The sequence below is a fragment of the Peribacillus sp. Aquil_B1 genome (assembly GCF_022603275.1).
Taxonomy (GTDB): Bacteria; Bacillota; Bacilli; order Bacillales; family DSM-1321; genus Peribacillus.
The window spans coordinates 912,081-923,212 of sequence record NZ_JAKXEE010000001.1 but is presented as its reverse complement, the minus strand read 5'-3'; the positions used below and the strand labels follow the sequence as shown (position 1 = coordinate 923,212).

General features: G+C 37.6%; 11 protein-coding genes, 1 pseudogene and 1 riboswitch. Of the genes and pseudogenes, 4 read left to right on the top strand and 8 right to left on the bottom strand.

Annotated features, from left to right (window positions below; all coding sequences use genetic code 11):
• Positions 1-160: copper ion binding protein (locus MPH60_RS04545; RefSeq protein ID WP_336275665.1), on the bottom strand; the 160-nt coding region annotated here is incomplete at its 3' end.
• A gap of 25 nt (positions 161-185) precedes the next feature.
• A complete protein-coding gene (locus MPH60_RS04540) occupies positions 186-527 on the bottom strand; it encodes a metal-sensitive transcriptional regulator (protein WP_101223476.1) in 342 nt (113 codons plus the stop codon).
• Between the two features lie 606 nt (positions 528-1,133).
• Between MPH60_RS04540 and MPH60_RS04535 the strand changes: the two genes are divergently transcribed.
• Positions 1,134-1,775, top strand: coding sequence for a DUF1326 domain-containing protein (locus MPH60_RS04535; protein WP_241589891.1), 642 nt, complete (start codon positions 1,134-1,136; stop codon positions 1,773-1,775).
• 134 nt (positions 1,776-1,909) lie between these two features.
• Positions 1,910-2,608, top strand: coding sequence for a DUF2182 domain-containing protein (locus tag MPH60_RS04530; protein WP_241589892.1), 699 nt, complete (start codon positions 1,910-1,912; stop codon positions 2,606-2,608).
• Between the two features lie 275 nt (positions 2,609-2,883).
• Here MPH60_RS04530 and MPH60_RS04525 read toward each other — a convergent pair.
• From MPH60_RS04525 to MPH60_RS04505, 5 genes and pseudogenes are all read right to left on the bottom strand, one after another.
• Positions 2,884-3,036 (bottom strand): annotated as a pseudogene (locus MPH60_RS04525) (glutamate synthase); the annotation flags it as partial.
• 15 nt (positions 3,037-3,051) lie between these two features.
• Entirely contained in the window at positions 3,052-3,798 is a 747-nt protein-coding gene (locus MPH60_RS04520; protein ID WP_336275386.1) for an amino acid ABC transporter ATP-binding protein, read from the bottom strand.
• A gap of 19 nt (positions 3,799-3,817) precedes the next feature.
• Positions 3,818-4,474 (bottom strand): amino acid ABC transporter permease, encoded by a 657-nt coding sequence (locus MPH60_RS04515; RefSeq protein ID WP_101222670.1) that lies wholly within the window; start codon positions 4,472-4,474, stop codon positions 3,818-3,820.
• 70 nt (positions 4,475-4,544) lie between these two features.
• A complete protein-coding gene (locus MPH60_RS04510; RefSeq protein WP_101222671.1) occupies positions 4,545-5,318 on the bottom strand; it encodes an amino acid ABC transporter substrate-binding protein in 774 nt (257 codons plus the stop codon).
• A 529-nt stretch (positions 5,319-5,847) separates the two neighbouring features.
• The gene (locus MPH60_RS04505; RefSeq protein ID WP_241589893.1) at positions 5,848-6,645 is read right to left on the bottom strand and encodes a HoxN/HupN/NixA family nickel/cobalt transporter; all 798 of its coding nucleotides are present in this window, start codon (positions 6,643-6,645) and stop codon (positions 5,848-5,850) included.
• A 150-nt stretch (positions 6,646-6,795) separates the two neighbouring features.
• Positions 6,796-6,985: riboswitch (cobalamin riboswitch) on the bottom strand.
• A gap of 161 nt (positions 6,986-7,146) precedes the next feature.
• On the opposite strand from MPH60_RS04505, the gene MPH60_RS04500 reads away from it, so the two are divergent.
• On the top strand, positions 7,147-7,875 hold the full coding sequence (locus tag MPH60_RS04500) for an urease accessory protein UreH domain-containing protein (protein WP_241589894.1): 729 nt from the start codon (positions 7,147-7,149) through the stop codon (positions 7,873-7,875).
• 58 nt (positions 7,876-7,933) lie between these two features.
• On the opposite strand, the gene MPH60_RS04495 is transcribed toward MPH60_RS04500, so the two are convergent.
• On the bottom strand, positions 7,934-8,611 hold the full coding sequence (locus tag MPH60_RS04495; protein ID WP_241589895.1) for a C40 family peptidase: 678 nt from the start codon (positions 8,609-8,611) through the stop codon (positions 7,934-7,936).
• A 276-nt stretch (positions 8,612-8,887) separates the two neighbouring features.
• Here MPH60_RS04495 and asnB point away from each other — a divergent pair, with 276 nt between their 5' ends.
• On the top strand, positions 8,888-10,783 hold the full coding sequence (asnB, locus tag MPH60_RS04490; RefSeq protein WP_241589896.1) for an asparagine synthase (glutamine-hydrolyzing): 1,896 nt from the start codon (positions 8,888-8,890) through the stop codon (positions 10,781-10,783).
• The last annotated feature ends 349 nt before the right edge of the window (positions 10,784-11,132 follow it).

The window sequence follows — 11,132 nt, the reverse complement described above, 5'->3', positions numbered from 1 at the left end:
TGATCTTATCAATACTAACTTCGTTCGGATTAAACACTACACTAACAGTTCCAGAATCTAAGTTTACTTTAACAGTGGTAACTCCAGATAATTCGCCTACATTGCCTTCAATTGAATTTATACAATGTCCACATGACATTCCTTTTACGTTAAGAGTCATTTTTTCCATATCGCTTAGTCTCCTTTTATTTTTTCATTAATTTTTGAATTGTCACCATTACCTCATCTAAAATCTCCGTATCCCCTTCTTGAATTCTTTCTAAAACACATGACTTCATATGCCCTTCAAGTAAAATACGAGCGGCACTATTTAATGCTGATTGAGTCGCAGATATTTGAGTAATGACATCATCACAATACGTATCCTTTTCAATTAATCCTTTTATTCCTCGAATTTGTCCTTCAATTCGATTCAATCTTGATACTAAATTTTTTTTCACTTTATCTGAATGATGGCTCTTTCTTTCACCGTCTGATGAGCAGCATTGATCGATTTCAACAATTTTATCAAGACTTTCTGAATTCATCGACATTGCCTCACCTCCTTAATTACATAATACTATACCCCTCTATGGTATGTGAAGGGTTTTTTATAAAAAGTTTTAAAATAGGTATTTGACATAGATTTTATTTACTTTACTACGGTTTGCTTAAAAATACTTAAGTGTATCTATAATAACCTAATGCATGTATGAATATATTTTTCATGTTGTTGGTTAAAGATTATTTTGAAACTTTTACCAATATGGAATTTCTGATGAAATCAAAATATACCACCTAAAAGTTATAATCCTTTTAAATCTCACTCTCGATATTCAATAAATCCCTATTCAAAAAAACTCCATTATGCTAAAGATACCTTTATTTAACACGTTGATAAACCACTTCTCAATACTCACCGATCCACTCATTGTATTTTTATGTCTTTTGTTACCAAATGATACGGGAAAATTGCACCAGTATAAAATGATTATTTTTAACATTTTTTGGAATTTTATTCTATACCATAGATGGGTATCGTATATTCCTTTTAAGAAGGGAGGCAAAGATATGAAAGCTTCAAAGAATTCCACTTAAAGAGAAAAATCTTGCACTAGCAAGAGAATAAACATCTTATTAATGGAGGGATTGATATGTCTAAAATGAAGTGGCATTTAAAAGGTGAATGGTTCGATGTCTGTAGCTGTAAACTTCCTTGTCCTTGTACATTTGCTCAAGAGCCTACACATGGGGATTGTCTCTTTACACTGGTATGGCAAGTTCATGAAGGGTATTACAATGACATACGACTGGATGGTTTCGGAGTAGTTGTGCTTGGGGAATTTTCAGGAAATATGTGGGTAGGGGATCCCAATGCGACGATGAAGTTGATGTTCTATATAGATGAACGTGCTGATCAAGATCAGCGTGGGGCTCTTGAACAAATTTTCACCGGAAAGGTTGGTGGTTGGGCGGGTGAATTTGGCTCCCTAATTAGCGAACTACGTGGAATTGAGTATGTCCCCATTAAGTTTGAGGCTGCCGATGATTTAGCCTATTGGCGAGCAGAAATTCCAAATAAGGTGTCTGTTGGTGCTGAAGCTCTTACAGGTCCAACCGCTGATCCAAATCGTCGAGTTCAACTTCACAACCCACCTGGTTCAGAAACAGGTCCCGGACAAATTGCTACTTGGGGTGTTGTAAAAGAGGATAAAGCCATTGGATTTGATTTTTCTCATGAATATAAAGGTCAATCCAGTAAACATATACCTTTTGACTGGAAAGTAGGATCTTGATGGATACCCCCAAAAAACAGACTCCAATTGTTCGTTTATTTCGTGCACGTACGATGGGTAACATTCCTCTGACTGCGATTCTTTTAACAATGACAATCATTGCTTGGATGATTACTCTGGATCACTTTAGAAATATGGCTAGTGGTCCTGGAATGGGTCTTGGTACATTTGGTTGGTATGTGGGTATGTGGGTGACGATGACGGCAGCGATGATGCTGCCGTCTGTCACACCCATGGTCATAACCTTTGCTCGAGTGTCAGCTGAGCGTACCCAAAGTCTGCATATCCCACTTGTACCCACATGGATCTTCCTTTTTGGATATCTGGTGGCTTGGATTGCATATGGCCTAATTGCATATGGTCTTTATTTGATCATTGACTTATTGAATCTTGGCTTCCTTGCATGGAATCAACAAGGGCCTCTCGTTGCCGGTCTCACCGTAGCTTTAGGAGGGCTTTACCAACTTACGCCACTCAAACAAGCCTGTTTACGTCATTGCCGTAATCCTCTTCATTACGTATTAAATGGGTGGCGTGAAGGACGGCTTGGTGCAATCCGTATGGGAGTCGAGCATGGTTTTCATTGTGTAGGTTGTTGTTGGGGGCTGATGGTTATTTTGTTCGGAGTTGGTATTATGAATCTGTTCTGGATGGGAGTTATCACGCTGCTTACCTTTCTGGAAAAGGTGCTACCCACAGGTGAATATTTTTCAAAAGTAATCGGTATAGGGCTAGTCCTTTTAGGAATTTGGATAGCGATTGATCCAAGTAGCGTTCCTTTCTTTGTAGAGCCAGATACGAAATCTCATGGTACACATACTTTGAGTGAGTAAATTAGATTACACCAACAGTATTTTTGACTGGATTTTTTATATCAGCTCAGGTTTAAGAGGGGTAGAGCTAGAATATACCTAAAAATAGCTTTCCTCCCTCCACCCAGTTAACATACATTGTTATCGGTAGTCCTTGTATCTATGATTCTATACGAAACCCCATCAGTTCAAGACTGAATGGGTTTCGTTGTGAATTTATCTTGGCTTTTTCACGTCAGATAAGGTTTTACGGACCCTGGCGAATGTATTTCGATATTCTGAAGTTGTTATTTGCTTCATACTCCCGTTTCAGGCAAAACGAGCTCCACTTTTAAGGCTGATTCTATATCACCTGTTATATAAGCTGCAATAGATCGAATCTGTTCATATCCTGTAGCCATAAGGAATGTAAGTGCTCGGCCATAGCTTTTCATTCCTACAAACTGATAGGGCCACTTCAGGATTTATTTCAAACTGCGGTTCAAGAAAGCTTTCGTTCGTTCGAACTGGGGGTTTGTAAACAACTCTGTCGGATCACCTGATTCGATAATTTCCCCATTATCCATGAAAATGGCCCTGTTTGCTACTTCCTTTGCAAACCCCATCTCATGCGTCACCACAATCATAGTCATTTGCTCTTCAGCAAGATCCTTCATTACTTGTAGTACTTCACCGGTCAATTCAGGATCCAAAGCCGAAGTGGGCTCATCAAACAGCAGGATTTCTGGATTCATCATAAGCGCCCTTGCAATGGCTACTCTTTGTTTTTGTCCGCCTGACAGATTTTCCGGATAAGCTGTCTCCCGATCAGAAAGACCAACCTTCTCCAAGAGCTCCCTGCTTTGCTTGTATATCTCTGTATCTGTCCCCTTTTTCGCCATTCTGGGGGCGATTTCCAGATTTTCTTTGACAGTGAGGTGCGGGAAGAGATTAAAATGTTGGAAGACCATCCCCATTTTGGAGGTGATTTGCTTGATCTCTTGTGGTTTCGAGTAGATGCCATCCCTCACCAGATAATCTCCGGATATACATATGCTACCGTCGTTGATTTCTTCGAGATGAATCAAACTGCGGAGCATCGTGCTTTTTCCTGAACCGGAGGGGCCGATTACTGCAACCACATCGTTTTTATTTACATCAAAGGTAAATTGTTTTAATACATCAAGTTTGTCATATGACTTTTTGAGGTTAGTTACTTCAATTATAGCCACATTCGCCACCCCTTCTTATTCAATATTTGAACCTTCGTTCTAGAAATTTAAAGAATACTGTTAATATGAGCGTCATGATTAAGTAAATGATACCTGCTAAGAAAAATGGAACAATTGTAAAGTCACGATTCACTGCTGTCTGCGCAAAGTGTAATAGTTCCGGTACAGCAACTGCATAGAGCAGCGCAGTATCCTTAACAAGTGTCACCGATTCATTGGAAACGGCCGGAAGCGCCACGCGGAACATTTGAGGCAGAATTATTTTCCTCATTGTCTGCCATTTAGTCAACCCCAATACTTGGGATGCCTCATATTGGCCTTTATCAATAGCGAGAAGACCTCCTCGGAAAATCTCGGCATAATAGGCAGCATAATTTAAAATAAAGCCCAAACATGCAGCTACAAAGCGATCCAAAACCATATATTCGCCAATCACGGGAATCATCGGAAGCCCGAAACAGATAAATAGCAATTGAAGCAACAGCGGTGTACCGCGCATCAAGTAAATATAGGTATGGGCAAGCCAGGCTAAAGGCTTGATTTTGCTTCTTACAGCCAGAGTTAGCAAGAAGCCCAAAGGAATGGACAAGACTATGGCGATCAAAAATAAGAGGACCGTCATCTGTGCCCCTTCGAGCATAGGCTTAAGTATTGATAAAATATAATCTGCGGACATGAATGGATTCCCCCAAAAACAAAACAGGGTTTCCATAGGAAATCCTGTTTGCTTAATATTGTACGTTCAATTACTTTAATACCTTATTTTCCCCGAACCATTTCTCAGAGATTTTTGCGGCAGTGCCGTCTTCATTCAGTTCATCAAGTGCACCTTGAAGCTGCTTCAGAAGATCTTCATTCCCTTTTTTCACGCCAACTCCATATTCCTCTGGTGCAAGTGATTCTTCAAGAATCTTAAAGGTTTCTTTTTCTTTGGACATGTAATATTTTATAACAACTTCATCAATGACGACAGCATCCACACGGCCAGATTTCAGGTCACTTAGAGCCAATACGTTATCGGAGAATTCCGTGATCGTCTTGATTTTAGAATTAACCGGATTAGCATTCAATGCATCTGAAGCGGAAGAAAGCGATTGAAGGCCCACTACTTTTCCTTTTAAATCATCCAGTTTAGTAAGCTTCGAATCTTCACGTGTAACAACCACCTGTGCATTTTTTAAATAGGGCTTTGTAAAAAGAACCTTCTCTTTACGCTCATCCGTAATGGTGTACCCGTTCCAAATGAGGTCTATACGACCACTGCTTAGTTCGGTTTCTTTTGTTTTCCAGTCGATGGGTTGAAATTTAACCTTTACCCCCATTTTTTCTGCAGCAGCTTTGGCATAGTCAATATCAAAACCAGTGATTTTGTTATTCTCATCTCGGAATCCCATGGGGGCAAATTTATCGTCGATGCCAATCACCAGCGTGTTGTCTTTCTCCTCCTGTTTGGAAGAACATGCTGCAAGAAGTGAAAATACGGCTACTATTGTCAGCATAATTGTCGCTATACGTTTCATATTAAAACCACCTTTGACTTAAGTATTACTCTGTATACTTTAGTTTGCTAATGTATTAGAGAGATAAAATATCGTAATATAAAGTTAACACAATATTAAAATGAATGTCAACGGAATTATTTAGTGTATTAGCACGCTAAAGGATTTGTTTTTTCCCTGAATTAAAGTATAACTTCACCCCATTTAATACCAGGTAGACATCTCCTTTCTAACTTCGTATTTATAACAAAAAAAGACCGATGGGAGCATAACACCCATAAGTCTGTCTAGTAAATACATGTAGTTAAAAATCTTTTAAAAAGATTGCAGGAAGTTAGCCCGGCAGTCTTTTCTGATTTTCCCCCTTATTAATTGATAGCAATAGGAGTTTAAAGGACTCCCTTCTCCATTTATGTTAATTTAACGAGATTCGCTAATAGCTTCCTTAGTTCTTATCCATTAGTTATCTTTCGAACCTCATTATAGAATAGATCGCAACACTGAAACAATCATAGGAAAATGGGTAAAACCTGCCTTGTGGTTATGATTATTAGTTTTTATTTATTTCAATAGTCTTTCCCCTAGACCGTACACTTACAAAAACAAAAGAAAAGGTCAATAAAAGAAACAGAACAACTCCTAGAATTTCAAAATCAAGCTCCGCCCAAGGATTAAAGAATGTGAAGGCTTGATAAAAGGACACTCCGTATGCTAGAACGACAATCACCCATCCCATTACTCTTGAAGCGGCTTGTCCGAGTTTGTTTGTTTGATTAATCATTCGATACACAATCAATGAATCAATGGTATCGGTAATCATTATCCCTAACATAAAAACGAGTCCCAAAACCAAAGGCATGTACTCGCCCGAATTACCAGCCGCAAGAGACCAAATAGCTGTTTGACTTACAGTCTCAGCAGCCAGAGCAAATAAAGCCCCCACTATAATAATGAGAAAAGGATTAGTTGTTCCTTTCGCAATTTTTGAAATAAATTTCCCTTTTATCCCACTCAGTTGAAACTCGTCATTATTAGCTTTTGTACGTAGAAGATTATAGAGATTTATTGTTCCTATTAAAAATAGAGAAGTGATTGAAACCCATAATGCAAATTGATTAAAATAAGCCGGAAATGTAAAGTCGTTCATTACCATCCCAAGAATAACGGCTATAATCGCGACAACTCCTCCGTGGCCAAAAGCAAACAATGTCCCTACCCAGCGTGCTACTGGACTGCCCATTCTCCAGTTATATCGAGTTTGTCCATCGATAAAGGCTAGATGATCCGCATCTAATCCGTGACGAAGACCCAACACAAAAACAAAAAATATAAGTGACAGATTTTCCATACATAAAATCCTCCTAGTTATATGAATACATTAACAATAAAAAGCCCTCAACCTTTAACAGATTGAGGGCTTTATGGGTACGTTAAATAAACGACAAATTGACAGGATACAATTGTCTATTATTACGTACACCACTCCTTTCCGCGAAGAGTTCGGTGTGCATTCTAGGTAGGTCTCCTGGCTTTTAGATCAACGCACTCCATCGTCTTCCCCAACTATATTGTTGAGTGACATAAATGATAGAGAACTCCTTAATTACAGTGGCGGGACCGCTCGGGACTTACACCCGATTCCCTTTTATCCCTTGTTTCTCAAGGGCACCTAGTTGCTTAAAATATAATATTTTAACTCATTATACTAATTATACTTAGAAATTAACATCATATTTTTTAAAGAAATCTATTCAATGAAAATAGGTGAAGAAGTATAAAAACCCTTTCTGCATACATTCTTGAAAAACATTTGTTAAAATAAAGCATCAATTAATTGAAAGGAGCTATCATGTACGACTTCCTAAATAAAATTAGCCAATTTTTCTCTGATCCAGTCTTACAATTGACGAATAGTTCAATGGCCTTTCCTCTTATCGGGGCCTTACTATTAGGGATCCTCGGTTCCTTAGCACCCTGTCAGATTACTGGGAATTTCACTTCTATAGCCTATTTTGGAAATAAAGCAGTGGGGAAAAAAGCCCCTTGGGTGGAAATATCCTTATTTATCCTGGGAAAACTATTGGTATATTCCCTCTTTGGAGTTTTAATTTGGTTATTAGGAAGAGAGTTTCAATCTACCTTAACCACCTATTTCGCATATTTTCGCAAAAGCATTGGATTCTTAAACATAATTGTTGGCCTTTTTCTATTAGGTTATTTAAAATTCATTTGGATTTCGCATCTTTTTAAGTGGAGGGGATTCCGGAATTCAAACGGGAAATTAGGAGCCCTTTTATTAGGCATAAGCTATTCAGTCGCCTTTTGCCCAACTATGTTTGTCCTATTTTTTGTACAACTTATGCCTTTAGTATTATCTAATACATATGGTTTTGCCTTGACACCGATTTTTGGGATTGGGACTGCTTTACCCCTTATTATCACCCTATTATTAATTTGGAGTTTTGGCGCAGAGGGTTCTTTAATAAAAAAAGGGAAGAAGTTTGGCAATACCGTTCAAAAATGTGCAGGGGCGGTTATCATCATTATAGGTCTTCTCGATATCGTCACGTATTGGTAGATTACTATTAAAATAAATAAAAGCCAGTCTCTTAAAAAAGAACTGGCCGTTATTACTATTACATTCTTTTTGCTCCTAAATATCTCTGTTTCCAATAACTATTATCCATGGAGGAAATACCTACACCTGATGAGGAGCTGTGTATGAATTGATTATCCCCGATGTAAATACCCGCATGGGAGGCACCAGGTTTATAGGTTTCATAAAAGACTAGGTCCCCAACTTGTGGTTTGGATACCTTTGTCCCCTTCTTATAAATTTCCGCTACCGTTCTTGGCAAAGTGATATCTGTACTTTTTTCGAATACGTACTTTAGGAATCCGCTGCAATCAAAACCTTTTGGTGTACTCCCGCCCCAAACATACGGTACATTCATATATTTTTTTGCTTCCTTCACTAACGCTGTAGATTTATTGCTTGTATTATTCACACTAGCTACCTTGGTTGTCTGCTTTTTTACGCCCAATGCCTTATACGTATTCGGACCTACAATTCCGTCAGCTTTCAAGCCTTTGCTTTTTTGAAACTTTACTACCGCACCTTTAGTAACCGTCCCAAAGTACGTAGTGGTATCTGTTTTAAAATATCCCTTTTTCTTTAAATTCTCTTGTAATTGTTTCACATCTGTATGAGTCATTCCACTTTTTAATGTACGATCTCCTAATGCAGCATTACTGACCAATGGATTTGATAGTAACAATCCCGTCACTACAACTGACGCTATAATTTTTTTCATTTTCTATTTTTCCCCCGATTAAGTTCTTTTTTTATTATTCTATCATCCTTAAGTGATACCTGAATTTACATTATCGTTACAAAATTATGCAGAATGTGTGCACAAATGACAAAACACCTATAATAACCCAAAAAACGATATGACTATTGTGCACCATGAAATTAATTACAATTTTTATGTAAACTCCTTATTTTCTACATATTTTGTTGTTATGTTTCTTGTAGTTCCTTAAAAATTTTCAAGGAAGCTCAAAATAACAATAGGTAGGTGGATTTTATGTGCGGTTTTGTTGGATGTGTTCATAATGGACCTAAAGCCATACATTCTGATATAAGGGAAAAGTTGAAAAAGATGAATAACATTATTACCCATAGAGGCCCGGATGATGAAGGGTATTTTTTCGATGAATTTGTAAATTTTGGTTTTAGAAGATTAAGCATCATCGATATAGATAACGGAAACCAGCCCCTCTCATATGAAAATGAAAGATACTGGATTATCTTCAATGGCGAAATTTATAATTATATTGAACTAAGGAAGGAATTAATCGATAAAGGCCACGAATTTACGACAGATTCTGATACCGAAGTCATTATAGCCCTCTATAGTAGTATAAAGGAGCAATCCGTTCGTAAACTGCGTGGGATGTTCGCTTTTGTCATTTGGGACAAAGAAGAAGAAAAACTTTTTGGTGCAAGGGATCACTTTGGGATAAAACCCTTTTTCTATTGTGAGCAAGATGAAACTACTTACTTTGCGTCCGAGAAAAAGAGTATTCTTACGGCAATCAGTGAAGAGTTAGACGTAGATTCTTTACAACATTATCTTAGTTTCCAATATGTACCGGAGCCTTCGACGCTAACTAAATCGATTAAAAAGCTACCACCTGGACATTTCTTCACTAAAAAACCAGGGGAAAAAATGGACATAAAAAAATACTGGAAACCGAATTTCCAACCCTCAAATATGGAAGATTCCAAATTAATCAAAGAAGTCCAAGATACCTTGATCGACTCAGTAAACGTACATATGAGGAGTGATGTTCCAGTTGGTTCCTTCTTATCTGGAGGAATCGATTCTTCATTTATCGTTTCAATTGCGAAACAGATTAATCCTAAAATTAAAACCTTTTCGGTAGGTTTTGAAAGAGAAGGTTATAGTGAAATAAACGTTGCAGAAGAAACGGCCAACGCTCTGAATGTAGAAAATATTAGTTATGTAATAAGCCCTGAAGAGTTTCTTGCTGAGCTACCAAAAATCATTTGGCATATGGACGACCCTTTAGCAGATCCTGCAGCTGTGCCTTTGTACTTTGTTGCGCGGGAAGCGAGGAAACAAGTCAAGGTTGCTTTGTCCGGTGAAGGTGCAGATGAATTGTTCGGCGGTTATAATATATACAGGGAACCTCAATCCCTTCGCATGTTTTCCTATATTCCGTCTCCAGTAAAACATGTTTTAAAAGCCCTCTCCTCAGCACTTCCAGAGGGAGTAAAAGGAAAGAGCTTTATAGAACGAGGGGTTACACCCTTAGAAGAACGGTATATCGGAAACGCAAATATGTTCGATGAAAAAGAGAAAAAACTTTTGCTTGTGAATTATCTAAACAATTTGGAGAATGAAAAAGTGACGGGTTCCATTTATTCTAGTTCTTTAGATTATGATGCCATTACAAAAATGCAAAACATTGATATTCATACATGGCTAAAGGGAGACATTTTACTAAAAGCCGATAAAATGTCCATGGCAAACTCCCTAGAAGTGAGAGTTCCCTTTTTGGACAAACATGTCTTTAATATCGCATCAAAAGTTTCCAGCAATCAAAAAGTACGGAATGGCACGACTAAATATATCCTCCGTAAAGCTGCAGAAGGAATAGTTCCAGAGCATGTATGGAGCAGAAAGAAACTAGGTTTCCCTGTCCCCATCCGCCATTGGTTGAAAGCAGAACTTTATGATTGGGCCATGCAATTAATTCATAATAGCCCTACTGACTATATTTTTAACAAACAGGAAATCCTAAAACTATTGGACGATCATGTTCAAGACAAAATGGACAATAGCCGAAAATTATGGACCATTTTAATCTTTATGGTATGGCATCAAATTTATGTTGAACATTTATATGACTTTGACCTATCCAGACAAAAGATTGAGCAATTAGCAACGAACTGATCATTACTTATTGTGGGTGCCTACGATACAACAGCATATGCAGTTACCTACACTTAGACTACTGGAGGACCAAGTAAAAAATCATAAATGGATTATAGAAAGTGAACTTTCAGCTAATAATTGAGCATAGAGTCTGTTATGAAATGTAAAATATGATTAAATAACGAGTGTTTAGATGAAAAGTGGAATCGCTGGTTGATTCCTCTTTTTTTTGTGCTTAAAGGTATAGCAAACCTGTGAAATGAAAATTCCAAAAAAAATATCATCGTACCCCCTTCAAGAAAATTGGATAAAATCTGATTTCAATAACTTTTTTTTAGCGATCCATTTAACAAAGCATAATAAAAAA

Excerpts from the sequence above, each read along its gene's own strand:
- MPH60_RS04540 (WP_101223476.1), bottom strand. The coding sequence starts at position 527 with ATGAATTCAGAAAGTCTTGATAAAATTGTTGAAATCGATCAATGCTGC.
- MPH60_RS04535 (WP_241589891.1), top strand. The coding sequence starts at position 1,134 with ATGTCTAAAATGAAGTGGCATTTAAAAGGTGAATGGTTCGATGTCTGT.
- MPH60_RS04530 (WP_241589892.1), top strand. The coding sequence starts at position 1,910 with ATGGCTAGTGGTCCTGGAATGGGTCTTGGTACATTTGGTTGGTATGTG.
- MPH60_RS04515 (WP_101222670.1), bottom strand. The coding sequence starts at position 4,474 with ATGTCCGCAGATTATATTTTATCAATACTTAAGCCTATGCTCGAAGGG.
- MPH60_RS04510 (WP_101222671.1), bottom strand. The coding sequence starts at position 5,318 with ATGAAACGTATAGCGACAATTATGCTGACAATAGTAGCCGTATTTTCA.
- MPH60_RS04505 (WP_241589893.1), bottom strand. The coding sequence starts at position 6,645 with ATGGAAAATCTGTCACTTATATTTTTTGTTTTTGTGTTGGGTCTTCGT.
- MPH60_RS04500 (WP_241589894.1), top strand. The coding sequence starts at position 7,147 with ATGTACGACTTCCTAAATAAAATTAGCCAATTTTTCTCTGATCCAGTC.
- MPH60_RS04495 (WP_241589895.1), bottom strand. The coding sequence starts at position 8,611 with ATGAAAAAAATTATAGCGTCAGTTGTAGTGACGGGATTGTTACTATCA.
- asnB (WP_241589896.1), top strand. The coding sequence starts at position 8,888 with ATGTGCGGTTTTGTTGGATGTGTTCATAATGGACCTAAAGCCATACAT.